Genomic DNA, 25,728 nt, shown 5'->3' on the forward strand with positions numbered 1-25,728 from the left:
CCTCCTGCCTTCCCTCCACCTGCGCATGCATTCTTTTTCCTCCAAGCGTTTACTCCTGATTGGCGGCTGCCTGGCTGCCCTGAGCTGGACCGCGGCCTGCCAGTCACCGAAGGGCGCGGGCACCACCGGCAAAGCCGCCAAGGACGCCGAAGCCTGGCTGACCACCCCCGACAAATCGGCGCTGTTTCAGCGGCAGCCGGCCCGCCTGGCCTTCGGCACCGCCACCAACGCCAACCCCACCATTGACATCGACGAGCAGCAGCAATTCCAGCCTATCGACGGCTTTGGCTACTGCCTGACCGGCGGCAGCGCCATGCTGCTGCACCGCATGGACGCCGCCGAGCGCACCAAGCTCCTGAAGGAACTCTTCGGCACCGACGGCAACAACATCGGCGTGAGCTACCTGCGCGTGAGCATCGGCGCCTCCGACCTGGATGACCGCGCGTTCAGCTACGACGACCTGCCCGCCGGGCAGACCGACCCGCAGCTCACCAAGTTCAGCCTCGCGCCCGACCAGGAGCACCTGATTCCGGTGCTCAAGGAAATTCTGCGCATCAACCCGCAGATCAAGCTGATGGGCTCGCCCTGGTCGCCGCCGCCGTGGATGAAAACCAACGAAAGCTCCAAGGGCGGCTCGCTGAAGCCGGAGTTCTACCCCACCTACGCGCAGTACTTCGTGAAGTACCTGCAGGGCATGCAGGCCCAGGGCATCCGCATCGACGCCATTACGGTGCAGAACGAGCCCCTGCACCCCGGCAACAACCCCAGTCTGCTCATGCTGGCCGAGCAGCAGGCCGAGTTCGTGAAAAAGCACCTCGGCCCGGCCTTCAAGGCCGCTAAGCTCGACACGAAAATCATCGTGTACGACCACAACTGCGACAAGCCCGAGTACCCGCTGGCCATCCTGGGCGACCCGGAAGCCAGGCAGTACGTCGACGGCTCGGCCTTCCACATGTACGGCGGCAAGATCGAGGCCATGAGCCAGGTGCACGACGCGCACCCCGACAAGAACCTGTACTTCACCGAGCAGTGGGTGGGCTCGAAGAGCAAATTCTCCGACAACCTGCCCTGGCACGTGCGCACGCTCATCATCGGGGCCACGCGCAACTGGGCCCGCACCGTGCTGGAGTGGAACCTCGCGGCCGACCCGCAGCAGAACCCGCACACGCCGGGCGGCTGCACCGAGTGCCGCGGCGCTCTTACCCTCGACGGCAACAAAGTGACCCGCGAAGACGCCTACTACATCATTGCCCACGCCAGCAAGTTTGCCCGCCCCGGCTCGGTGCGCATCGCCTCCACCCTGCCCGACAAGCTGCCGAACGTGGCCTTCAAAGCGCCCGACGGCCGCAAGGTAGTGGTGGTGCAAAACGACTCACCCACCGCCCAGAACTTCAACATCCGCACGCAGGGCCGGCAGTTTGCCGCCGCGCTGGCACCGGGGGCCGTGGGCACCTACGTGTGGTAAGCTAGCCTACCGTATTGATGCCGGTCGACCACCGGCATCGGGCCCGCCACGCGGCGGGCCACCACAGAAGTGAGGCCCGGGAAAGCCTCGCTTCGGTCCGCCAGAAGCTCGTGGGAAAGCCGCTGGCGGACTTGGCAGGGGGAGCCGGCGGCAGCAGCGCCGCCGGCTTTTTCCCCGCTATTTTCCCGCTGTTCTTTCCGTCGCATTCCCGTTAACTTGTTATGAAAACGTTTACGCCCGTTTCCGCCGTCGCCCGCCGCGCCCGTCCCTGGCTCGGCGCCGGCCTGCTGGCCGCCACCTTGCTGGCCGGCTGCCAAGACAAAGGCAATACCCCAACGCCCACCCCCAACCCGCCCGCGCCCCCCACGGGCCCCACCACCAGCGAGGTGGATGCCTGGCTGACCACGCCCGAGCAGAGCGGCGCCCGCCTGACCAAGCAACCCTTCCCGCTGAACTTCGACGCGGCGGCCGGCGACGCCACCGCGCCCATCATCGAGGTGAACCCGGGGCAGGAGTACCAGCCCATCGACGGGTTCGGGGCAGCCGTCACGGGCTCCTCGGCGTACCTGATTCAGCGCAAGATGAGCACCGCGCAGCGCGACGAGTTGCTACGGGACCTGTTCACGACCACCGGCAACGGCATCGGGCTGAACTACATCCGCATGACCATCGGCTCCTCGGACTTCTCCCTGGGCAACTACTCCTACGACGACCCGCCCGCCGGCCAGACCGACCCGACGCTGGCCCGCTTCAGCATCGCGCCGGACCAGCAGGATTTGGTGCCCACGCTGCAGCAGATCGTGGCCTTGAACCCCGGCATCAAGCTGATGGGCTCGCCGTGGTCGGCCCCGGCCTGGATGAAAAGCTCGCAGAGCATGATTCGGGGCCGGCTGAACACCAGCGCCTACCCGGCCTTTGCGCAGTACTTCGTGAAGTACGTGCAGGCTTTTCGGGCGGCGGGCGTGCCGGTGGATGCCATTACCGTCCAAAATGAGCCGCTGTACGAGCCCTCGGGCTACCCGGGCATGCTGATGTCGGCGCCGGAGCAGGCCGATTTTATCAAGAACTTTCTCGGCCCGGCCTTCAGCACCAATAACATCAGCACCAAAATCATTGCCTACGACCACAACTGGGACCGGGCCGATTTCCCCATCACGGTGCTCAACGACCAGGGCGCCCGCCGCTACGTAGCCGGTTCGGCCTTCCACGGCTACGGCGGCAACGTGTCGGCCATGGGTACGGTGCACGACGCGCACCCCGACAAGGACCTGTACTTCACGGAGCAATCGGGCGGGGAGTGGGCCCCCAGCTTCGCCAACAACCTGCGGGACATGACCCGCGACCTGATTATCGGCACCACGCGCAACTGGTCGCGCAACGTGCTGCTCTGGAACCTGGCCCTTGACGACAACCACGGCCCCACCAACGGCGGCTGCCTGGACTGCCGCGGGGTGGTGACCGTCAGCCAGGGCTCGGGCACGGTGACGCGCAACGTGGAGTACTACGTGCTCGGCCACGCCAGCAAATTTGTGCGGCCCGGCGCCGTGCGCATTGCTTCCACCGCGGCCAATGGCTTTCCCAACGTGGCCTTCAAAAATGCCGACGGCTCCAAGGTGCTGCTGGTGCTCAACGAGCAGAACCAGATTCAGAGCTTCCGTCTGAAATACAACGGCAAGTACCTCGGCTTCACCCTGCCCGCCGGCTCGGTGGTGACGCTGAAGTGGAGCCTGTAACGTCCGTCCTGCCGATGACCGCCCTGCCCTACTTACGCGCCACGACGCTGCTGCTGAGCCTGCTCGGGGGCGGGCTGGCCGGGCGTAGCTGGGCGCAGGCGCCGCCCGTGGTGAAGACGCGCCAGGGCCGGCTGCAGGGCACGCGAGAGGCCAACCTATGCGTGTTCCGGGGCATTCCGTACGCGCAGGCCCCGGTGGGCACCTTGCGCTTCCGGCCGCCGCAGCCGCTGCAGAAGCACCGCGGCGTGCGGCTGGCGTCGGCCTTCGGCGGACGGGCTAGCCAGAGCGGCGGCCCGGCGGGCGTGCAGGGCGCAGAGGATTGCCTGTATCTGAATGTATGGGCCCCGGCCTGGCCGCTTACTGCCCAAAAGCCCGCCAAACCGCGCCCGGTGGTGGTGTGGGTGCACGGCGGCGCCTTCACCGGCGGCTCGGGCCAGGACAACGACACCTGGACTTTCGCCGCGCAGGATACCATCGTGGCCGTGAGCCTGAACTACCGCCTCGGGAGCCTGGGCTTTCTGCAGCTGGGCCAGCAGTTAGGCCCCGACTACCAGCAAGCCGGCAATTGCGGCCTGCTCGACGCCGTGGCAGCCCTGCGCTGGGTGCACGACAACATCCGCCGTTTCGGCGGCGACCCACGCCGGGTGACGGTGATGGGCGAATCGGCCGGGGCCAAGCTGGTGGGCGCCTTGCTGGTGACGCCGGCAGCCGAGGGCCTGTTTCAGCGGGCCATCCTGGAAAGCGGCGCCGTGCAGGCCATCCGCGACACGGCCACGGCCGGCGCCGTGACGCGCCAGCTGCTGCATGAGCTGCACCTGACCCAGCCCCGCGAGCTGCTAACCGTGCCCGCCGAAACGCTGGTGCGCGCCCAGGCCGGCTTTGCCAGCGGAGCCGGCGGCCTGCAGGTGTTCGGGCCGGTGCTCGACGGCCGCAGCATTCCGCAGCCGCCTCTCGCCTACCTGCGCCGCCACCCCGCGCGCGCCGTGCTGCTGGGTACCAATCGGGAGGAAGCCGGCCTGTTCACGGGCCCCGGCTCCACCATTGCCCAGCCCGACGAGGCGGCGCTGCACGCCGTCTTCGGCCCGCAGAACGCGCCCCGCGTGTGGCGGGCCTACCAGCAGGCCACTCAGACGCGCCCAGCCCTGGCAGCCTGGAACGCTACCCTCACCGATTACCTCTACCGCCTGGCCACGTACCGCCTCGCCGATTCGCTGACTGCCGCGGGCGCGCCGGTGTGGCTCTGCCGTTTCGACGGCGCCGCCGGGCAACGGCCGGTGCATGCCCAGGAGCTGGCTTACGTGTGGAACGCCCCGGCTGGCAGTTCGGCCGCCGCTCCCCTTGCGGTGCCGGCCACGGCCCCGCGCAAAGCCGCCGATGCTGCGCTGGCCGCTGCCATGCACGCGCATTGGGCCCGCTTCATCAAGACCGGGCTACCCGGCCCCGCCTGGCCGGCTTACGCGCTGCCCGCACGCCGGCTCATGGTATTTGACCAGGCGCCGCGCCTCGAATCGGCGGCGGATGCTTACACCGACTCCACTTTCCCGACCCAAGGCTATATCCGCTAACCCGCTATCCGCTACTCCGCTCTGCCTTTCCGCCCCTGTTCGGGGGCATTTCCACAACCAAACCCTTTACGCGTATGCTTCACCTTTCCAGATCCATGCTCGGCCTGCTTACCGCAGGCCTCGCGCTACAAGTTGGCTCGGCGGCGGCCCAGTCCGTGAGCCTGTGGATGACCACCGGCGACCAAAGCAAGCTGCTGCAGCCCCAGGCGGGCGTGAGCTTCGGGGCCAACACCGGCACGGCCAGCACTACCATCACCGTCGACGAGGGCACCACTTACCAGACCATCGATGGTTTCGGGGCCTCGCTGACGGGCTCGTCGGCCTATGTGCTGAACAAAAACCTCTCCGCTACCCAGCGCGACGCACTGCTGAATGAGCTGTTCACCGGCTCGGGCATCCGGCTGAGCTTCCTGCGGCACAGCATGGGTGCCTCCGACTTCTCGGCCTACGGCAACTACACCTACGACGACAAGCCCCAGGGACAGACGGACCCCAACCTGACGTCCTTCAGCCTGGGCGCCGATCTGAACGACGTGGTGCCCATGCTGAAGGCGGCCCGCGCCAAAAATGGCTCCCTGAAAATCATGGGCACGCCCTGGACGGCCCCACCCTGGATGAAGGAAGCCTACCAGTGGAACGGCGGCTGGCTGAGCACCGCTTGGTACCAGACCTACGCCAACTACTTCGTGAAGTACGTGCAGGCCATGCAGGCCCAGGGGCTGCCGGTATACGCCGTCACGCTGCAAAACGAGCCCCTGAACGCCGCCGCCTACGCCTCCATGCGCATGGATGCGGGCAACCAGGCAGCCTTCCTGAAGAACAACATCGGGCCGGCGTTCCAGAATGCGGGCATCACCACCAAGCTCGTGGTGTACGACCACAACTGGGATAACCCCAACAACTACGTGCAGACGGTATTTGCCGACGCGGCCGCCGCACAGTACGCCGCCGGCTCGGCCTGGCACGGCTACTCGCCGACGGAGGGGATTCCCAACCAAACGGCCGCCCACAACGCTTACCCCGGCAAGGACCTCTGGTTTACCGAAGTCACCGGCTCGGTGGGGTCCAGCTTTTCGGGCGACCTGCGCTGGCACCTCTCCAACATCATCATCGGCACCACGCGCAACTGGGCTAAAGCAGCCCTGGAGTGGAACCTGGTCCTGGACCAGAATAACGGCCCGCTGAACGGCGGCTCCAATAAGTGCCGCGGCGTGGTGACCATCAACAACACCAACGGCGCCGTCACGCGCAACGTGGAGTACTACGCCCTGGGCCACGCCAGCAAGTTTGTGGACCCGGGCGCGGTGCGCATCGCCTCCAACTCGGTGGCCGGCGGCATCGAGGACGTGGCCTTCCGCAACCCCGACGGCTCCAAGGTGCTCATCGCGCTGAACAACGGCGGCTCGGCGCAGACGTTCAAGGTCGTCTGGAACGGGCAGGCCTTCACCTACACCCTGCCGGCCGGGGCCGTGGCTACTTACAAGTGGTCGGGCGGCTCGACTCCCCCGCCCACTGCTGGCGGCCCGCAGATCGGGCGCATCTACGAAATCAGCTCCAAGAACGGCGGCAAGGCGCTGGAAGTCTCGGCCAGCTCCACGGCCAACGGCGGCCGGGTGCAGCAGTGGGGCTGGGTAGGCGCCGCCAACCAGAAATGGAAGCTGGTGGACGCGGGCGGCGGCTACGTGCGCATCGTGAACCTGAACAGCAACAAGTCGCTGGACATTGCGGGCCCGAGCACCGTCGACGGGGCGCTGATTCACCAGTGGGACTGGGCCTCGGCCGATAACCAGTACTGGCTGATCAGCGACAACGGCGACGGCACGTACCGCATCCTCAACAAGTACAGCAACAAGGCCCTGGACGTGAAGGATAACTCCACGGCCGATGGCGGCGCCATCCAGCAGTGGACGTACAGCGGCGGCAACAACCAGCGCTGGTACTTCTCCGACCAGGGCGCGGCCCGCACGGCCTCGGTCACGGCCACCGCCAGTCCTGAGGTGGACGCCCGCCTGCAGGTGTACCCCACCACGGTGCAGTCGGAGCTGAGCTTCGACTACCAGGCCCAGACGCTGCAGGCCCAGACGCTGCAGGTGCAGCTCGTGGACGTGCTCGGCCGCGTGGCGCTGCAGCGCACCGAGGAGCCCGTGCACGCCGGCCAGAACCATTTTGCCCTGAACGTGGCCTCCCTGAAGGCCGGAATCTACACCCTGCGTGTGCTCACGGCCGATGGCCGGCTGCAGCGCCGCGTGGTGGTGAGCCGCTAGCCGGGCGGCTTGCGCCCCCAACGCGAGGGCGTGCTTTTCAATTTCCCAATTCCACCGCCGGCCCAGGCAGCACAGCCCGGGTCGGCGGTGCCGGCGGGCCCGCCCGCTGCTTACCCTCCTTCTACTTATGCTGAACAAGCTCCTCTCCGTGGTCTTGCTCTCGGCGCTGGGCGCCGGCTATGCGCCTGCGCAACGCAGCAACCCCAAGCCCACCGCCCCGAAGAAGTACTCCGTGGCGGGCCGCAAAGCCCAGGTGTACGTTACGGCCGCGGGCACCGCGCAGCGTCTGGCCGCCGGGCCGGTGCTGGCCTTTCAGCCCGTGACCCAGCCGCTCGAAACGCAGGTATGCGTGTTTCTGGACCCCACCAAGACCTACCAGACCCTGCTGGGCATCGGCGGGGCGCTGACGGATGCCTCGGCCGAAACCTACGCCAAGCTGCCCAAGGACCAGCAGCAGGAGTTTATGCGCGCCTACTATAGCCCCACCGAGGGCATCGGTTATTCCTTGGCGCGCACCAACATTGCCAGCTGCGACTTTTCGAGCGCGCCCTACAGCTACGTGGCCGAGGGCGACAAGGAGCTGAAGACCTTCAGCGTGAAGCACGACGAGCAGTTTCGCATCCCTATGCTGAAGCAGGCTACGGCCACGGCCGGCGGCAAGCTGCCCCTGTACGTGAGCCCCTGGAGCCCGCCCGCCTGGATGAAGGACAACAAAGCCCTGCTGCAGGGCGGCAAGCTGCTGCCCGAGTACCGCCAGGCCTGGGCCAACCACTACGTGAAGTTTATAAAGGAGTACGAGCGGCAGGGCCTGCCCATCTGGGGCCTCTCGGTGCAAAACGAGCCCATGGCCAAGCAGCGCTGGGAGTCCTGCATTTTCACGGCCGAAGAGGAGCGCGACTACATCAAGCAGTACCTGGGCCCGACGCTGAAGAAAAACGGGCTGGGCAACCGTAAGCTCATTGCCTGGGACCATAACCGTGACCAGGTATTTCAGCGCGCCAGCACCATCCTCGACGACCCCGAGGCCGCGCAGTACGTGTGGGGCATCGGCTACCACTGGTACGAAACCTGGACCGGCAGCGACATGCTCTTCGACAACCTGCGCCGCGTGCACGAGGCCTACCCCGAGAAGAATCTGATTTTCACCGAAGGCTGCATCGAAAAGTTCAGCTTCGACCGCGTGGGCGACTGGTCCCTGGGCGAGAAGTACGGCTACTCGATGATCAACGACTTCAACTCAGGCACCGTGGGCTGGACCGACTGGAACGTGCTGCTCGATGAGCGGGGCGGCCCCAACCACATGGGCAACTTCTGCTTCGCCCCCATCATTGCCGACACGCGCACCGGCAAGTTGGTGTACACCAACATCTACTACTACATCGGGCACTTTTCCAAGTTCATCCGCCCCGGCGCCAAGCGCATCGGCAGCTCCTCGAACCGGGACTTCCTGAGCAGCACCGCCTTCCTGAACCCCGACGGCAAAGTGGCCGTGGTGGTGATGAACAACAGCGACAAAGCCCAGGACTTCCAGCTCTGGATGCAGGGCCAGGCCGTGACGGCCGCCAGCCAGCCCCACTCCATCATGACCGTGGTGGTGAACTAGCCTCTCCGCTGCTTGCTGCTTTTACCTGACTGCCATGCCGCCCTTCGCGCGGCATGGCAGTTTTGCTTTTCTGCCGCCTGGATTAGCCGCTGTCAGCAGGCGTGCAGCTCGCCCGTTACCGTCGCGTTCAGGGCCGTGCGGTGCTGCCGCCAGTCGGGCATAAACTGGTCCATCAGGCCCCAGAAGCGGGCGTTGTGCAACCGCTCGTGCAGGTGCACCAGCTCGTGCACCAATACGTATTCCAGGCACACCACGGGCTTTTTGATCAGCTCCAGGCTCAGCCAGATGCGCCGGGCTCGGGTGTTGCAGGTGCCCCAGCGGGTACGCATTTGTTTCACGCCCCAGGCAGCGGCCTGGGCGCCGACCACCGGCTCCCAGCGAGCCAGCAGGGCCGGCAGTTGCTCCTTCAGGCGGACCCGGTACCACGCCTGCAGCACCAGCCCGCGCGCTTCGGCGGTGCTTTCTTCGGGCACGTACAGGTCGAGGCAGCCGGCCGCCTCATGCAGGGCTACGCGCGGCTTGCCGGCGGTGAGGTGCACGCGCAGCTCGTAGGGCCTACCCTGGTAATAATGCGTCTCGCCCGATACAAACGCCACGGCCTGGGGCCGCGGGCGGGCCTGAATGCGCGTCTGGTGCTTCTCGATCCAGGCCCGGCGGGCGCGCACGAAGTCGAAGATGGCCGCGGCCGGCAGGCGCAGCGGGGCCGATACGCGCACGTGGCCTTCGGGCGCCGACACGGTCAGGCGCAGCGTGCGGATGTTTTTGCGCACCAGTTCTACCGGTACGTCGTCGATAAGCAGGTGGGGCATTCCGACAAAAATAGCCCTCGAAACGATGCGCCCCAACGCGACTGAGTATATCTAAATAGCCCTATTGACAAGTAAAAGGCCGTTTGGCAACGCCCTTAGCGCAGCCAAACGGCCTTAACATTTCAAATCGAGCGGGCCGGGCAAGTGGGCCCGGCGGGCCCGCTACACCTGGGTGCCCGCCACGGCGCTGCTCCACAGGCAGTGGCCCTGCACGGAGTGTTGCTCCACGCGGTATTCCACCAGGGTGCCGGGCGCAAAGGCGTCTTCGTCGACGAAGGGGCTGGCGGCATTCACGGCGATGCGCGCCCACGGGTTGCTGTTGGCCCGCCGGTACACGTGCATGATGCCCGTCCGGTCGTGGGAAAAGGAAATGGCGCGAGCCTTGGCGACCAACAGGTCTACTACAATGGCGGAGGACGACGCGGGGGTGGAATAACTGCAGGAAATGGCCATACCAAACAGGAAAAAAGGGCGTCGTAAGCAAATGAGGCAATCAGGGACCCGCCGTTTACGGGGCAAAAGCTCAACGGTTGGGTCTACTCAAATTTAGGCTTTTGCCGATAATGTATTATACGTATTTAATGCGTTTTTATTGCGGGCTTTCGGTATTTGCCCGCCGAGGCTGAGCCGAAGGCGCCGACGAACCTGCCTCGTAGCAGCTCAGCGACTGATGCAGCCCATGCCGAGGCTCATATTCTGCCCTATTGTAGCTCAGGCAACCCCACCCGGACGGGACACGAGTATGATGATACTCCCAATCTGAAATCAGCGGGCGACTTGGGCTATTCTATGATAAATACCAACCTCCTTACAGCCCTCAGAACGAAATAACTAATTGTAATTAACCATCACCTGCTTACACAATACCCGTATATAACTTTTTTTCATTTCACGTCTCAATTTGGAGCGTACAAGTCCCAAATGGTCTCCGTAGCTTTGCACAGTCAATGGTACGCCCTGATGCTAAGCCACGCTGGATAAGACTTATTCAACTTCTTTCCGCCTCGTCTTACGCACACGCCACCTCGACAAATGACAATTCTTTAGTACGCTTTTCCGCTCGTTTTTTTTACGCGTTTCGTTGGTCGTTGCATGGGCAAACTCTACTGTAGTGATGGTTTCTGGAGCAAGGGAGTAGAGCAAGTCGGTGCACGGGTACTGACGGTGCTGCTGCTCTTCGTCGCGTTGGCGGCCCGGGCGCAGCAGCCGGACTCGGCCGCGGCGCCGGTGCGCAACGTGCAGCTGGCCAACGTGGATGTGGCTCCGAGCGCGGCGGATACCAAAGGCTGGCTGCTGCTCGACCGGGACATTGCCCTGGAGCTGGAAGGCGCCGTGCAGAACCTCTACAACCTCAAGCACGACAAGGCCGAAAAGCAGTTTCGCTCGTTGCGCCGGCGCTACCCCGCGCACCCCATGCCCTACTTCCTGATGGGCCTGAGTCAGTGGTGGAAGATGGTGCCCTCGCAGCTGAGCACCAAGGCCTACGACGCCCCATTCCTGGCCTACATGGACACGGCTATTACCAAGGCCGAGACTCTGTACGAAGCCGACGACAAAAACTACGAGGCCTGCTTTTTTCTCTCGGCCGCCTACGGTTTTGCGGCCCGCCTACACGCCGAGCGCAGCAACTGGCGCAAGGCCACTGTCTACAGCAAGCACGCGCTGGATTACCTCGCCAAAAGCCAGGAAGCCAACGGACTGAGCCCGGAATTCCTCTTTGGGCAAGGCCTGATGAACTACTACGCCGTGTGGCTCGGCGAGCAGTACCCGCTGCTGCGGCCGGTGCTGTGGCTGTTTCCCAAGGGCAACCGCCAGCTGGGGCTGCAGCAGCTCAACACCGTGGCCCAGCAGGCCAACTACACCGCTCCCGAAACGCAGTACTTTCTGCTCCGAATCTACTACTACGACGAGCACCGCCCCCAGGACGCCCTGCCCCTGGCCCGCACCCTCGCCACCAAGTACCCCGACAACGCTTACTTCCAGCGCTTCTACGCCATGGCCTGCTTTAATCAGGGCGCCCTGCGGGAGTGCGAGAAAACCAGCCGCGACATCCTCGACAAGCTCAATCAGGGCCTACCGGGCTACGAGGCCATCAGCGGACGCTACGCCGCCTACTACCTGGGCTACCTCACCCAGCACAAGTATAAGGACCTGGCCAAGGCCAAGGAGTATTACCAGCGCTGCATCGTGTTTGCCGAAAGCACCGGCGACACCAAGGCGGGTTACTTCCTGCACGCCAACTGGAACCTGGCCAAGCTGGCCGAACAGGAGCAGAACTGGTCCGCCGCCACGCGCTACTTCACGCTGGTGCGCGAGCGGGCCGAACCCGCCTCGGAAATGGCAGCCGAAGCCAACGCCTACTTCAAGCAACGGAACGGCGTGCGCAAAGCCGGTAAGCGCCCGGCTGCGGCCACGCTGTCTTTGGCCAAATAAGCTGCGCTGCTTCCTGTTTCATCTGCCCGCCGGCCCTGCCTCTACCCGAGGCAGGGCCGGCAGCTTTTGGCCGGGGCCGGAACGGCACCGGGGCATCGGCGGCGAAGCACTACTTTTGGCTGACTGTCCTGCCGAACCGTTTTTCATGCCCACCTCTACTCCCACCGCTTTCCGCTCCATCACGCCCGGCACCCTGAAGGGCCCCGAGTGGCACCAGTTCATGCTCGGCGCCGTGGCCCCGCGGCCCATTGCCTTCGTCAGCACCATCGACCGGGAAGGCCACGTGAACCTGAGCCCGTTCTCGTTCTTCAACGTGTTCAGTTCCAATCCCGCCACGCTCATCTTCTCGCCCGCCAACCGTGTGCGCGACAACACCCAGAAGCACACGCTCTACAACGTGCGCGACGAGGTGCCGGAGTGCGTCATCAACATCTGCGACTACGCCCTGGTGGAGCAGATGTCCTTGGCATCGACGGAGTACGAGCGCAGCGTGAACGAATTCCGCAAGGCTGGGCTCACCGAGCTGCCGTCCGATATGGTGCGCCCGCCGCGGGTGGCCGAGTGTCCGGTAGCCTTCGAGTGCGTGGTGGAGCAGGTCATTGCCATCGGCGACTCCAACGGCGGCGGCAACCTGGTCATCTGCCGGGTGGTGCAGTCCCATTTCCGCGAGGATATCCTGCTGCCCGGCAACGGCGGCGTCGACCCGCACAAGTTCGATGCGGTGGCGCGCATGGGTGGCGACTGGTACTGCCGCGTGGTGCCCGAAAGCCTGTTTGAGGTGCCCAAGCCCAACCGCAACAAGGGCATCGGCATCGACTCGCTGCCCGAGCACATCCGCCACTCCGACGTGCTAACGGGCAACAACCTCGGCCGCCTGGGCAACCTGGAGGAGCCGGCCCTGCCCTCAGCCGCCGAGGTACAGGCCTACCGCGACGAGCCGCTGGTGGCCTACACGCTCAACAAATACCGCGAGCAGCCCGCCGAGCAGCGGCGGCAGCTGATGCTGCTGGGCAAAACCCTGCTGGAGGAAGGCCGCCTGGCCGAAGCCTGGAAGGTGCTGCTGCTGGCCAAGTAGCGGGTAAGCACGAAAGAAAACGGCGGCTTCGGTAGGTACCGAAGCCGCCGTTTTCTATGAAGCGTAGCCGAATTATTTTGCTTCTGCCCGAGCCCCGAGCAGCGCCTCCAGGGCCTTCAGGCGCTGGGCCAGGTCAGCGGTTTGCGCGGCCTGGGTTTGCAGCGAAGCCTGCTGCTGATCGAGGCGGGTGCCTTGCGTCTGGTTTTGCTGACGCAGCGCGGCGTTCTGCTTTTGCAGCTCGGCCACCTGCCGGGCCAGCTCCTGCGTGGCCGAGACGTTGAGCATGGCCAAAGCTTCGTAATCAACGGTGCGCACATCGGCGTGCTCCAGCCCAAACACGAACACCTGCTGCCCGGCCAGCTGCCGCGCCCCGCGCACGACGAGGGTGTTGCCGGTCGCAGCCTTCACGGTGCCCACAATTTCACCGCCCGCACTGATAAGCTTGAGACGCTGGCCGGGTTGGGCGGCCGCGGCGGGAGCCGCCGGCAGCGTCAGTACCAGCAACGAATCTGCCCGCGTTTCAACCTTAACAGCCGCCGCGTAGATATCGGGCAGGAAGCCGGCGTGCTGATTCACGGCCTGCGGAAACACCTCCTCCACTTCCTGGGCAATGACCTTCTTGAAGCGGCGCTGCCCGTACTGCACCCGGTCGCGCATCTGGTAATCGGTGATGCGCAGCTGCTGGAGCAGGGCCAGGTCTTGGGCAGCGTTGCTCAGGCCGATGATGGACTTGAGGCGGCGGTCAGAAGTAGCGTTGAACTCCGTGGCCAGCACCCGGCCGGTGGCGCGGATGCTCACCGGCCCGGCGTTGTTAGAGGCATAGCCCGTAGACCCACCGCCGTTGAGGTAGCCGTAGTTGAAGTTGGCGGGCGTCACCGAGCGCTGCACGTCCAGCGGGTAAGCGGGGTTGGTCGTGCCGATGCCCACGTTCGTACCGCTGAAGGTCATGTAGTTGGCGCCGCCCGGGGTGGGGCCGTCCGACAACTTGAGCTTGTAGCCGTCGCCCGCATCCAGACCGAAGGAAGCCCAGGCATTGCCGGGCGAGTGCACCACCATGTAGGGGCTGTTCTGGCGGATTTCCAGCGGTCCGTTGGGCAAAGCGGCGTTGCTAAAGCCCGTGCCGATGCCCAGCCGGCCGTTTTTGAGCACCATTTGCTGCGTGCCCCCGCCGGTGTCGAACTGGCCATTGGCGTGCGAGCCGCCGGCGTACCAGGCAAAGGCCTCGCCCGAGCGGAAGTACTGCGTGCCATCCTGCACCCCGACGCCATAATCAGCATTCCACAGGCTCAGCATCTGCCGGGTGCTGGCCCCGAAGCTCAGCGTGCCGCGCACCTGCTGGTTGCCATTCACATCGAGCAGCGCCGCGGGGCTGGTAGTGCCGATGCCCACCCCGCCCGCGCCCTTGGGCATCAGGTTCAGGTCTTGGTCGGCGTTGGAGCCGGCGGCGTAGAGCGAGTTGTAGCCGATGCCCACGCCCTGCGTGCCGTTGTAGTGCCGAAACTCCGCCCCGCCAGCGGCCTGGTCGAAGTCGCCGGTGACGTACAGCGGCCGGCCCGTGGCGTGCGTGCCCGAGCGGGCCGCCGTCGTTTGCACGTCTAGGCGGTTGCCGGGCGTGCCGTTGCCCGTACCGATGCCCACGTTGCCGTTGCTCTCGATGCTCACGTTGGGCGTGGTGCCCCGGTCGTCGTCGGAGTAGAAGCGAATGGGCGCCTGATTGGTGACCAGGCGCAGGAAGTTGCCGTTCAGGCGCGAGTACAGCCCCAGGTCGGAGGTGCTGGTAATGGCTGCTCCACCGCGCTGAATCACGCCGGCCGGCAGCAGCAGCCCGCCGCCGCCGCTTACGCTCAGGCCCTCGGTACCGCCGTTGCCCACCAGCTGGTTACTGGCCAGGTTCAGGTTTTGCGTGGCCGTGTGGTTGCCCAGGTTATCGGCCCCGGCCGGCAGCGTGACGGTATTGCCCCCGCTGATGCCCAGCGTCAAGCCGCTGATGGTGAGTTCGGGCAGGGCCTGGGCGGCGAGTTGGCCGCTGGCGTCGGCTGTGACCATGCGCGTGCCGCTGCCGGCCAATCCGTCGATGCGCGCCGCGCCGGCCACGTGCAGCTTGGCTTGCGGACTGCCCGTGCCGACGCCCAAGCGGGTGGAAGCGTTGTCCCAAAATAACTGGCCCGCGTTGCCAACGAGCTTGCTGCCGTCGCTGAAGACCACGCTGCCCGCGGCCTGCGAGGTAGTGGCGTTATTGAGGCTGATAACCGGCGCTTCAGGCTGAAAGCTGAAGCTCAGGCGGGCGTAACCCGCCCCGTTCTGGTAGCCCTGGGTGTGCGTTACGTTGCTGGTCAGCGCGGGGTCGGCGTAGGAGGAGCCCCCGCCGGCTCCGGCGTTGCCGTGGCTGGCGCCGCCGCCGTAATAGCCGCCCCCGCCGCCCGCCGCGCCCCAACTGGTGCCGCCGGTCAGGCCGGCGCCCACGCCCAAGCCGGCCGGGCTCGTGCCGCAGTAGCAGAACTGCTGCGGCGTGCCGCCCGTGGTGCCGCCGGCCGATTGGGTACCGCCGGTGCCGGGCACCCCCGTCGGGTTGCTCGCCGTAGGCACCAGGCCGTCGCCGCCGGTCAGGCCCCCGCCGGGCCCGCCCCGGGCGTAGTAGCCCGAGCCGCCGCCGCCGCCGGCCACCAGCACCCGGTGGGCGAGGCCCGTGCCACCGATCCGAATGTCGGTAGCGCCGCCGCCCGGTTCGCTGCCGCGGCCGCCGCCGTTGTAGCCCCCGTCCTGGTACAGCGTACTGGGGTTATAGCCCCGGTCGCCGCCGACTTCAATGGTGAGCACCTGCCCCGGCGTCACCGCCAGCGTGGCCTGCACCCGCCCCCCCCGGCCACCCCGGTAGCAGTTGCTGCAGTTATCGATGGTTCGGCCGCGGGCCCCGGCCAGATCTACCTGCACGCTGGTCACGCCGAGCGGCACGGTCCAGGTCTGCGGGCCGCCGGTGTAGTTGAAGGTCACGGCCTGCGCACCGCTGGCGCTGGCGGGCAGGCCCTGCACCGGGTCGGACCAGTAGAAGCCGTTCCAGGTGTTCAGCTTGGCCGCATCGGTGTTGTAAATGGTCAGGCCCACGGCTGGGCTCCGAATGGCGTCGCGCTGGGCCGTGGTCATACGCGGCGGCAGAAAGCCCTTACTGGTTGAACTCAGTTCGAGCAGAGCCGAAGCGTTCGGCGCGGCAGTACCAATGCCTACCTGGCCGCTGTTGCTGATGCTCAGGCCCTCGGTGCCGCCGTTGCCCACCAGCTGATTACCGGCCAGGTTCAGGTTCTGCGTGGCCGTGTGGTTGCCCAGGTTGTCGCCGGCGCCGGTGGGGCTCAGGTAGGTCCAGCTCGTGCCGGTGTAGTACCAGAAGCCCAGCTGCACGCCGTCGGTCTGGTACACCAGCAGGCCGGTGGCGGGGCTGCCGATGGCCGCGCGCTGGGCAGCCGTCATGCGCGGGGCAAGCAGGCCCTTGGTCACCGACGACAGATCGAGCACGGCGGAGGCATCGGGCGAGGTGGTGCCAATGCCCACGCTGCCCGTGGATTGGGCACGGACAGCAAAAGTTAGTCCCAGGCCAGCGGCCAGGGCGCAGGTATACCGTAATAGTTTGTGCATAGGTGGAAAGTGGGCGAAGTACGACCGGCAGCCGGGCAGGCCGCTGGTTTGCCGCCGCAAACTTCCCTGCAGTGCAGCTACATTTCCAACTATATTCTGTACCGCATTTGGGGGTATTGGCAACCTAGGCCGCCGGCCCCGGCACGGCTGCAGCGGTCGGGCTTAAGCCGACTACGCAGTAGCATAAACTCAACTCATTGATCATCAAGCAAGCAGGCCCCGCCAACACTGGCGGGGCCTGCCGGCAATCCGTGGCACTGACCTTATTGCCGCAGTAGCTTTATCGTCGCTTGGTGCGTGCCTTGCTGCACGCTGAGCGTGTACAGCCCCGGGCTCAGCGCGGCTGCAGCGGAAGCGGGCAGCGTGGCAGTTCCATTCACCAAAGGCAGCGGCTGACTCAGCACCGTCCGGCCGAGGCCATCCTGCACCATCAGGCGCACGGGCTCGCCGGCTTGGGCACCGGGCAGCGCCAGTTGCAGGGGCTGATCGGCCGCCAGCGGGTTGGGCCAGGCCTGCCAGCCGGCCGTTAGCAGATTGGCCTTGCGGGCGGCCAGCACACTGCTTTCGACGGAGTAATCGGCGGCTACCGGCGTGCCAAACCGGCTGGAGCTGTAGTACAGCTCCAGCAGCGGCTGGGCCGAGTTGTTACGCCAGAACTGGTCGAAGTACGTCGTGCTGACGGCCCCCTGCTGCAGGTTGAACGCCGCCAGCAGCGTGGCCGGGGCGGGGCTGCCGTTGAGGTAAATGCTGTCCTGCCGAATGGTGCGGCTGCGCACCTGCAGCACCGCCAGCGCGTCGGAGCCGGTGCTGCGGCCCGCCACCGGGATGCGCACCGTGCCCCAGCCGGCCACCGAGTCGACGTAGGTGTAGCGCTGCACCAGCAGCAGCGGGGCCCGGTTCAGGCTGGCCAGCTGAATGGTGAGGCTGCCCGTGGTGGCCACGCGGAACGAGCGGCTCAGCCGCCCGCCCGCTGTTAGCGGCAGCGGGAAGTTCACCACGCCGCTAGGGCCGTACGGGATGCTTTGGCGGTTAATCACCGCCGAGTCGTTGGCCCCACCCGTCAGCAGCGCCAGCGACGCGGCCTGCCGGGAAATGGTACGGCCCAGGTTCAGCCAGCCCGTCGGGGCCAGGGCGCCGTAGCCGACGTAGTCGTAGGCCAGGCGGCCGAACGTGGCCTGCCGGTCGTAGGCCCACTGCGCCCCGGCAATGCCGCCTGTAGCCGGAGCGGGCAGGCGTGTCACGTTGTACGGCAGGCCAGTCGGCGTCAGGGCGCGGAAGTCCCAGGCTTGGTTGGCGCCGGTAGCCGTAGCCCCGATGCTGCCGGGAATGTTGGCGTCCTGGTAGCGCTCCACCGTAGCCGCCGACGACGGAAAGGAAGCTTGCGTCAGCGTAATCGGCGACTGGGCCAGCGCCGCGGGCACCACGAGCAGCGTCGTGGCAGTCAACAGGGTAAATTTGGGCATAGAGGAAAGAATTAAGGATGAGGATTCAGAATCAGGCGAGCCGGGCAGCCGGGCCGCACCGTTAGGGGCCGCAAAAGTATTCCCGGGCTGCTGGCTCGACAATCGGGTCTTGTACCGCATTTGGGGGTATGCCCCGGGTTGCGCTTTTCCCGCCCCCGGGCGTCCTTTGCCATCATGAATACTCCCATCAGGCTGGCATTGGTCGAGGACGACCCGGAGGTGCGCGCCCTGCTGCACGGCTACCTGTGCCGCCAGCCCGAGCTTAGCTGCGTGTTGCTGGCCGATTCGGTGGAAAGCTTTCTGCAGCAACTGCCCGATCTGCTGCAGCCGCCGCAGGTGATTCTGCTCGACATCCACCTGCCGGGTATGAGCGGCCTGGAAGCCCTGCCCCTGCTGAAGCAGCGCCTGCCCGAGGCCGACGTGGTGATGCAAACCGTATTCGACGACGCTGACCGCATCTACCGCGCGCTGTGCGCCGGGGCCAGCGGCTACGTGCTCAAAAACACGCCCCTGGAAGAGCTGAAAGCCGCCGTGCTGGAGGTGTACCGCGGCGGCGCGCCCATGAGCCGGGCCGTGGCCCGCAAGGTGCTGGCCCACTTCAAGCCTACCCCCGCCGTGCAGCCCGATCTGCTGTCGGAGCGGGAACGGGAGGTAGTCGTGGCCATTGTGGATGGCCTGAGCGACAAGCAGGTAGCCGCCCGCTTGGATCTGTCCGTTGAGACGGTGCGCACCTACGTAAAGCGCATCTACAAGAAGCTACAGGTAGGCAGCCGCACCGAGCTGGTCAGCCGCCACGCCCGCGGTCAGCTCTGAGCCCGCAGCTTTCCTGCGCGCCGCTCATCGGGTTCCTCACGCGTGTACAATTTGGGCTTCCACCTGCCCCGACGGCTTCCACCTGACCGCCGCGGTCTTCAGCCCGCACTACACTTGAGCGGCTCCCGGGCCCTTGCTACTCCACCGGCACCGCCAGCCGCACGCGGAAGCCGCCCTGGCTACTAGGCTCGGCCGTGACGCTGCCGCGCAGCGCGGCGGCGCGCTGCTGCATGTTGCGCAGGCCCATGCCGCTGCGCGTAGCAGGCGCTACGGCCTGCCCGTCGTCGTCGATGGTGAGCAGCAGCTGATCCTGCTGGCGCGACAGTCCCACGCGCAGCTGGGTGGCCTGCCGGGCATGGCGCACGGCGTTGGTCACAGCTTCCTTGAACACTAAGTACAGGTGCTGGCGAATTTCGGGCGTCAGCGGCTCGCAATCGGTCAGGCCGCGGGTAACGAGCTCGGTGTTGAGGCCGGCCGGTCCGGCGGTCTGATCGAGGTGGTCCCGCATACGGTCGAGCAGGGCTCCCACGGTGTCGGCCTGCGCATCGATGCTCCAGACGATGTCGCGCATGGTGCTGGCGGCGGCGCGGCTGTTGGTCAGCAGCCGGTCCAGCGCCGGGTCGGCCTGGGGATGGCCCTGGCGCAGCAGCTCGGCCTGCAGGTTCACGCGGGTGAGCAGCGTGCCCACTTCGTCGTGCAAATCGGCGGCGATGCGGTTGCGCACGCGCAGGGCGGCAGCCGTAGTTTCGAGGATGTGGCGGGCGCGCTGGCGCACCATCACCAGCACCAGCATCAGGGCGGCGCCGGCCAGCACCGCCAGAAAGATGGTGGTGCGGCGCGTCAGCTCGGCCTCGCGCAGCCGGGTGCGGGCTTGCAGGTCGGCAATGCGCTGCTGTTGCTGGGTAAGCTGCTGCTCTTTCTGCTGGGTGTCGTGCAGGGTTTGCAACTCGCGGGCGTGGCGGGCACTGCCCTCCTCAAACAGGCTATCCTGCAGCACGGCATAGCGCCGCTGGTGCTGGAGCGCCTCGCGGTAGCGGCCGAGGTGCTCCAGTGCCGGCACCAGGGTTTCCATCACGCTCATTTCGTCGTGCAGGTGATGGGTGGCGCGGCTGAGTTGCAGGGTGGTTTCCAGTACCCGCGCCGCGTCGGCGTAGCGGCCCTGATGAAAGGCCAGCGTGCCTTTCAGTCCATCCAGGAAAATCTGCGTGCCCGCGTGGCGGGGCAGTGGGTAGGCCGCATAGGCTGAGTCGAGCCGCTGGGCCATCAGCGGGTACTGGCGTTGCCTGGACGCAATGCCAGCCAGGTTGCCATATTCCACGGCTACGTTGCCGGTGTCGCCGTCAGCCCGGGCCAGGCGCAGCGCCTGCCGGTAGCAGTGAATGGCCAGCGGGTAGTCGGCGGCCACCTCGGCGCAGCAGGCCAGGTTGGTGTAGATGCCCGACAGTTCATCGTGCCCGGCGGCGGTGCGGCGCGGCACCAGGCGCAGGGCCTCGCGGCCGTAGGCAATGCCTGGCTGCGGCTGCTTCAGCAGGTAGTACGAGTAGCAAAGCCATTCGCAGGCCACGGCAGCGCGCAGGGAGTCGCCGTCTTCCAGGGCCATGCGCCGGGTTTGCAGCATCTGCAGGATGGCCAGGCTGGGCTGATTTTCGTGCAGGTAGTGCCCGGCCAGGTTAGCCAGAAGCTCGGCCCGCACCGCCCGCGCTAGCTTAGGTTGCCGTAGCAAGCCGATGACGACCGGCGCGGTAACGGGCGTCACCGAGCCACGGGCCATGCGCAGCTGCACGGGCAGCGGCCAGCGCTGCAGTTGCCGCAGGCTATCCAGCGCCGGTGGTCCTGCCTGCACCTTCCCGGCAAACCAAAGCAAGCAAAGGATGCACAGGGCCGGGGTGAGGCGGGCAAGACGGATCATACCGCAAGTTAGGCACCGCCGGGCAGCGGGCGTGAGCAGCTCGGACGAAAAAGCAGACGTTCAGCTTACTGGTGCACCACCGTGTAGGGCACGCGCACCCGGAAGGTGGTATCCTGCCCGTAGTACTTGCCGCTAATGGTGCCCTCCCACACCGCCGGGCCGGGCGGCTGGTTGGCCGGTATCGGAATTTGCACCTGACCTTCTCCCCAGCCCCCGGTGACGGGCACCGGCTGGCCGTTAGCTGTCATACGCAGATTCCGCAAACGGCTTTCGGAACGCACCAGAAACAGGCGGGCGCGGTAAGTACCGCCGGCCGGCACCCAGTTGCTTTCGGACACGGCAAAAGCGCCAATTCGGGCCATGTCGTGGTGGTGGCTGCCACCCATAATCTGGAACTGGCGCATCACGTCTGTTTCGCGCTGCAGCACCTGCGCTTCCAGCTGCGCCAGGCTGAGCAGGGCCGCCGCCACGGGCGTATCATTGAAGTAAAACTGACTGAAGGACAACTTCTTTACTTGCGCCAAGGCCGGACCATGCAGCCGGATTTCCTCCGCCGGGCTGGCCCCGAGCCGCACCGGCGCCGGCGACAACTGCTGCACATACTGACTGTACGCCCGCAGCCGTTGCTGCAGCGTGTCGGCCGATATCCGCGCGGGCTTTTCGGGCAGCATCAGGCCACGGACCTCGCGCTCGGCCGTGAGGGTGCGCGCTTCTGCGTCGTTATCGGTGGACGCCAGCAGTTGGTGCCGGGTGTCGTCGAAGTAGCGCCGCAACGTTTGGGTGCGGGTGTGCAGTTGAGTAGCTTGGGTAACTATCGCGCTGTCCTTGGGCTGCCAGCCGTTACGCTCCGCTTCCGCCCGAATTTCCCAGACCGTGTAGCCGTTGGTGCGGTCGGCCTGCTCGTTATAGTTCCGCAGGCTGTGCTCGGCCAGACTGAGCTGGGCCAGTTGGGCATCGGTCATGCCAGTGCAGCTGGCTAAGATCAGCAGCACCGCTGCGGTAGCTGACTGCATGGAAGCAGTAGAAAAAGTCACTATACAAACGGGTTTATACTTGCTTGATAACGCGCAGCGCGGCTTACAGCTTGCACTCCATTTCGTGCAGCTCCAGGGCCGTTTGCTCCCAGCCGCAGCTACGCAACAGCTCCTGCCCGGCCCCGGGCGGCAGCAGGCAGGGCATCAGCAGGGACGTACCGGGGTACCGAGCTTCCAGGGCCCGCACCATGCGGTGGCCCCAGCCCTGGCGGCGCACTGCCGTCGGCACCACCAGGCTCAGCAGCACGGTTTTGTCCGCTTCCGGCCGCACCAGGGCAAAGGCATTGCCCTCGAGCTGCCAGGCCTGCACGAGGGGGGCCGTAGTGGCCACTAAAGTTTCGCCGGCTATCATCCAGGGCAACTGCTCGTCCCCGTGCTGCACCACGCGGCGGGCCAGCGTCAGCGGATCGATTTCCGTCAGGGCATCATCGGATTCGGTTGGAGTAGCACCAGCAGGGCGCTGAAAGCCGCTGAGCGTGCGCGTGATGCGAAAACCCAGCCGCTCGTAGAGGCGAATGGCGGGCTCGTTGTTGGTAAACACTTCCAACATCAGCAGTTGGTCGCCGCGGCGCTTGGCCTCGTCAATGGCCGTTTGCAGCATGGGCTTGCCCAAGCCTTGGCCACGGGCTTCTATCACCAGGCCCATGGCGGCCACGCGGCTGGTCCAGCCCCGACGCGAAATGTATACCACGCCCACCAGCTCATCGCCGCAGGACCAGATGCGGCTGGCCACTGGGTCGAGGTGCTCCCCGCGAAAGCGCCGCTGAAAGGATTGCTCGTCGAAGCGCAACGGCACGATGTATTGCTCGAAAGAGCGGTTCATGGCCTCGGTCTGCTCGGCGGAGGAGCATTCCAAGACGGTTCGGGACGTGAGGGTGGCGGAAGAAAACGTCATGCCAGCAAGTTGCGCAAACCACGCCACCGACGCTAACTCTCTCCTCTTCTTACCACGAAATAACGCTCCTCCACACCCCGCGGAAAAGCCCATAACCAAAAGTCAGCGGAGCTAAAATTCATATATTCCGAACCGGAGATAGTCGCAGCCAAAAAGCCGTGCCAATCCAAACACGCTCTGCTCTAAAACGGGTTTATATCAGGACTTGAATTGTCGACTCCGGAGGCAAGCGGCAGAATTCAATACGTTAAAATGCACGATGTAAAAGATTCTAATCGAGAGCAAATAATATCTCGTTAAAATTTAAAGCATTATCTAATTCACTATATCACCTAACTTTAATAATGCCGGCGACGCAGCAATGAATCAAAAAATAATATTTAATCTTGGCTATAAAAATTGGCATCAAGCAAGGAATTCAAATTACCTTTGAAGGAACTATCGAAACAGATTTTAAGAAGCAAAACAAATCTCAAAGAAATGATCACATCATTTGGCCACACGCAATCAATCACAAAAAAATGGATTTCCTTTTGTTTCACTGCTGTTTTTTGCTTGTTCGTTGCTTTGCTTCATGCAGATTTCTCTCACATAGAAACTTGGTGCATGCTAGCAGTAGCTCTTTTCTTTATCTATTTTAATTACACTTTCTCCTTAACCGTATCTAATGTCTACCTATATCCAGGTCAAATCCGGATAGAAAACGTAATGCATGGCGATATATATTTTGACAGCCACGAATTTATTCAAGTCAAAATAAATTTTTTCTACAGCTATATAATATTTACAGATTACAAATTTAAGTTTTATTATGTACCTGGATTTATTCAATCAGCATTGTTGGCAAATGTACGTGATGCAGAGACAAAAGCTAATAAATTTATAAAAACCAAAACTTCACTTGTGAAAGATTAGCAAACTGTGCAAGAGCGTGTTTAAAATTTTAGCATTTGGTCATGCTGAGCTTGTTGGAGCACCTCTACCGCTTCGTTGAATAGGTTTTAACGAAGCGCGGAGATGCTTCAACAAGCTCAGTATGATGGCCTAGGTATCTTTTCGCCAAAATCCAAACACACACGCTCTAGTTGCGCACGGCAATCATCAGCCCGAGCTCCTTGTAGCGCAGGTTGAACTTGCGGGCAATCATGGAGTTGGTCAGCGCGCCCTTGTAGAGGTATACGCCCGAGCGGAAATGCTCGTCGGCAAACAGGGCCTCGTTGATGCCGCCGTGCTGGCTGATTTCCTGCAGGATGGGCGTAAAGATGTTGCTCAGCGCGTTGGTGGCCGTGCGCGGCACGCGCGAGGCAATGTTCGGCACGCAGTAGTGAATCACGTCGTACTTGCGGAACACCGGCTTGGCGTGCGAAGTCAGCTCGCTGGTCATAAAGCAGCCGCCCTGGTCGATGCTCACGTCGATAATCACCGAGCCGGGGGCCATGGTGCTGACCACGTCCTCGGCCACCATAAACGGGATGCGGCCTTCCTCGGCGTTCAGCGCGCCGATGACCACGTCGGCGCGGCGGATCTGCTGGCTGAGCGTAAACGAGTCGAAGGTGCTGGTGAACAGTTGCGGGGCGCCCAGGTTCTGCTTGAGACGGCGCAGCTTGTAGAGGTGGTTGTCGAACACCTTCACGTCGGCGCCCAGACCGATGGCGGCGCGGGCGGCGTACTCGGCCACCGTGCCGGCACCCAGAATAACCACCTGCGAGGGTGGCACGCCCGTGATACCGCCCAGGATGATGCCCTTGCCCTCATTGCCGCGGGCCAGGTACTCGGCCGCCACCAGCATGACGGTGGAGCCCGCAATTTCCGACATGGCCCGCACCACCGGCTTAGCGCCCGAGGGGTCCTTGATCAGCTCGAAGGCAATGGCGTTGATTTTCTTGCGCTGCAGGGCCATCAGGTATTCCACCGACACGGCCCCCAGCTGCAGAGCCGAAATCAGCGTCTGGCCCGCGTGCAGGTGCTCCATTTCCTCCAGCGTCGGCGGCGCGATTTTCAGCAGAATGTCGGCCTCGTACACTTCCTTCAGGGTGTACACGATACTGGCCCCGGCCTCGGAGTAGTCGTGGTCGGAGTGCTTGCTGGGCTCGCCGGCCCCGCTTTCCACCACCACTTCGTGGCCCTCGTTGACGAGGTGCTTCACCGCCTCGGGCGTGAGGCCCACGCGGTTTTCCTGCAAGCTGGTTTCGCGCGGCAGCCCGATAAACAGCCGCCGCTTGCGCGTTTCGACGGCCAGCATGGATTCCTGGGGGACGTAGGCCCGGCCGGGGGACGTCAGGGACGAGAAGCCGGGGGGTAGCTGTTCGGGCATGTTGGCTAGGGGGCGAAGCTAAGTTGGGTGGTGGCAGAGGGCGGCACCGAGTGGCGGTTACTGCGCCTCGCGCTGCACCCGCACCCGGCGCGACTCCGGCCCCGTGACGTCCACGGTGACGAGCAGCCGATCCGGCGGTAGCAGCGGCCCGACGCGGCTGGGCCACTCTATCAGGCAAAGATAACCGGAATCGAAGTACTCTTGCGCCCCAATGCGTTCGGCTTCGTCCACGGAATCGATGCGGTAGAAGTCGAAGTGGTAGATGGGCCGGTTGCGGGCGTCGCGGTACTCATTCACCAAAGAGAAGGTGGGGCTGCTCACGTCGTCCCGCACGCCCAGGGCCGCGCACAGCGCCCGGATGAGGGTGGTTTTGCCGGCGCCCATCTCCCCTTCCAGCAGCACGATGGGGCAATTTTCGGCGTCGAGAGTGGCTTTGAGCTGCTGGGCGGCGTCGGGCAGGGCTGCTAGGGAGGCAATATCGATTTCGGCAAGCATAGGGCAAAGGTAAATGAGACGCACCCAGACTGGCGCCAGTTTAGCCGCAGGCGTAACCAGTGCCTGGAATCAGACAGGCTTTCAGCCTGTGTCTTCACCCGGTCGGCCTAAGCGCCCCACGCAGGTTGAAAACCTGCTTCAGTATAGGCATTGGTTACGCTCGCTCTGCTCGCTAAACCGGCGCCAGCGCATATTTTTCCCGCACAAAATCTGCAAGTCCGTCTAACTTGC

The 25,728-nt window shown here is 64.7% G+C and carries 18 protein-coding genes; 9 read left to right on the forward strand and 9 right to left on the reverse strand.

Going from position 1 to position 25,728, the window contains the following annotated elements; all coding sequences use genetic code 11:
* The first annotated feature begins 25 nt into the window (after window positions 1-25).
* The 5 genes from B0919_RS04965 (at window position 26) to B0919_RS04990 (ending at window position 8,630) form a co-directional block, all read left to right on the forward strand.
* Window positions 26-1,465, forward strand: a complete 1,440-nt coding sequence (locus B0919_RS04965; protein WP_078011113.1) for a glycoside hydrolase family 30 protein — start codon at window positions 26-28, stop codon at window positions 1,463-1,465.
* A gap of 221 nt (window positions 1,466-1,686) precedes the next feature.
* Complete coding sequence (locus B0919_RS04975) at window positions 1,687-3,198, forward strand: glycoside hydrolase family 30 protein (RefSeq protein WP_078011115.1); 1,512 nt, start codon at window positions 1,687-1,689, stop codon at window positions 3,196-3,198.
* A 14-nt stretch (window positions 3,199-3,212) separates the two neighbouring features.
* Window positions 3,213-4,763, forward strand: coding sequence for a carboxylesterase/lipase family protein (locus B0919_RS04980; RefSeq protein WP_078011116.1), 1,551 nt, complete (start codon window positions 3,213-3,215; stop codon window positions 4,761-4,763).
* Between the two features lie 74 nt (window positions 4,764-4,837).
* Window positions 4,838-7,027: an RICIN domain-containing protein gene (locus tag B0919_RS04985; RefSeq protein ID WP_078011117.1), complete on the forward strand. Its 2,190-nt coding sequence runs from the start codon at window positions 4,838-4,840 to the stop codon at window positions 7,025-7,027.
* Between the two features lie 127 nt (window positions 7,028-7,154).
* A complete protein-coding gene (locus tag B0919_RS04990; protein ID WP_078011118.1) occupies window positions 7,155-8,630 on the forward strand; it encodes a glycoside hydrolase family 30 protein in 1,476 nt (491 codons plus the stop codon).
* Window positions 8,631-8,722: 92 nt separating this feature from the next.
* On the opposite strand, the gene B0919_RS04995 is transcribed toward B0919_RS04990, so the two are convergent.
* Window positions 8,723-9,439 (reverse strand): M48 family metallopeptidase, encoded by a 717-nt coding sequence (locus B0919_RS04995; protein ID WP_078011119.1) that lies wholly within the window; start codon window positions 9,437-9,439, stop codon window positions 8,723-8,725.
* A gap of 162 nt (window positions 9,440-9,601) precedes the next feature.
* Window positions 9,602-9,892, reverse strand: coding sequence for a hypothetical protein (locus B0919_RS05000; RefSeq protein WP_078011120.1), 291 nt, complete (start codon window positions 9,890-9,892; stop codon window positions 9,602-9,604).
* Window positions 9,893-10,531: 639 nt separating this feature from the next.
* Between B0919_RS05000 and B0919_RS05005 the strand changes: the two genes are divergently transcribed.
* Window positions 10,532-11,872 carry a tol-pal system protein YbgF gene (locus tag B0919_RS05005; protein WP_139361917.1) on the forward strand — a complete coding sequence of 447 codons (1,341 nt, stop codon included), beginning with the start codon at window positions 10,532-10,534 and terminating at the stop codon, window positions 11,870-11,872.
* Window positions 11,873-12,017: 145 nt separating this feature from the next.
* A complete protein-coding gene (locus tag B0919_RS05010; RefSeq protein WP_078011121.1) occupies window positions 12,018-12,947 on the forward strand; it encodes a flavin reductase family protein in 930 nt (309 codons plus the stop codon).
* A gap of 72 nt (window positions 12,948-13,019) precedes the next feature.
* Here B0919_RS05010 and B0919_RS05015 read toward each other — a convergent pair whose 3' ends face one another.
* Both B0919_RS05015 and B0919_RS05020 read right to left on the reverse strand, forming a co-directional pair.
* Window positions 13,020-16,574: a glycine-rich protein gene (locus B0919_RS05015; RefSeq protein ID WP_139361918.1), complete on the reverse strand. Its 3,555-nt coding sequence runs from the start codon at window positions 16,572-16,574 to the stop codon at window positions 13,020-13,022.
* 263 nt (window positions 16,575-16,837) lie between these two features.
* A complete protein-coding gene (locus B0919_RS05020) occupies window positions 16,838-18,037 on the reverse strand; it encodes a hypothetical protein (protein ID WP_078011123.1) in 1,200 nt (399 codons plus the stop codon).
* A gap of 174 nt (window positions 18,038-18,211) precedes the next feature.
* On the opposite strand from B0919_RS05020, the gene B0919_RS05025 reads away from it, so the two are divergent.
* Window positions 18,212-18,850, forward strand: a complete 639-nt coding sequence (locus B0919_RS05025; protein WP_078011124.1) for a response regulator — start codon at window positions 18,212-18,214, stop codon at window positions 18,848-18,850.
* A gap of 136 nt (window positions 18,851-18,986) precedes the next feature.
* On the opposite strand, the gene B0919_RS05030 is transcribed toward B0919_RS05025, so the two are convergent.
* From B0919_RS05030 to B0919_RS05040, 3 genes are all read right to left on the reverse strand, one after another.
* Window positions 18,987-20,759 (reverse strand): ATP-binding protein, encoded by a 1,773-nt coding sequence (locus B0919_RS05030; protein WP_078011125.1) that lies wholly within the window; start codon window positions 20,757-20,759, stop codon window positions 18,987-18,989.
* A 65-nt stretch (window positions 20,760-20,824) separates the two neighbouring features.
* A complete protein-coding gene (locus tag B0919_RS05035) occupies window positions 20,825-21,772 on the reverse strand; it encodes a hypothetical protein (protein ID WP_078011126.1) in 948 nt (315 codons plus the stop codon).
* 64 nt (window positions 21,773-21,836) lie between these two features.
* On the reverse strand, window positions 21,837-22,688 hold the full coding sequence (locus B0919_RS05040) for a GNAT family N-acetyltransferase (RefSeq protein ID WP_176132857.1): 852 nt from the start codon (window positions 22,686-22,688) through the stop codon (window positions 21,837-21,839).
* Window positions 22,689-23,117: 429 nt separating this feature from the next.
* Here B0919_RS05040 and B0919_RS24595 point away from each other — a divergent pair, with 429 nt between their 5' ends.
* Complete coding sequence (locus B0919_RS24595; protein ID WP_139361919.1) at window positions 23,118-23,603, forward strand: hypothetical protein; 486 nt, start codon at window positions 23,118-23,120, stop codon at window positions 23,601-23,603.
* 166 nt (window positions 23,604-23,769) lie between these two features.
* Here the strand turns inward: B0919_RS24595 and B0919_RS05045 are convergent, their stop codons facing one another.
* Window positions 23,770-25,002, reverse strand: a complete 1,233-nt coding sequence (locus B0919_RS05045; protein ID WP_078011128.1) for an alanine dehydrogenase — start codon at window positions 25,000-25,002, stop codon at window positions 23,770-23,772.
* A 57-nt stretch (window positions 25,003-25,059) separates the two neighbouring features.
* Window positions 25,060-25,497 carry a tRNA (adenosine(37)-N6)-threonylcarbamoyltransferase complex ATPase subunit type 1 TsaE gene (gene tsaE / locus B0919_RS05050; RefSeq protein WP_078011129.1) on the reverse strand — a complete coding sequence of 146 codons (438 nt, stop codon included), beginning with the start codon at window positions 25,495-25,497 and terminating at the stop codon, window positions 25,060-25,062.
* Between the last annotated feature and the right edge of the window lie 231 nt (window positions 25,498-25,728).

Source organism: Hymenobacter sp. CRA2, from assembly GCF_002007105.1.
Classification (GTDB): domain Bacteria; phylum Bacteroidota; class Bacteroidia; order Cytophagales; family Hymenobacteraceae; genus Solirubrum.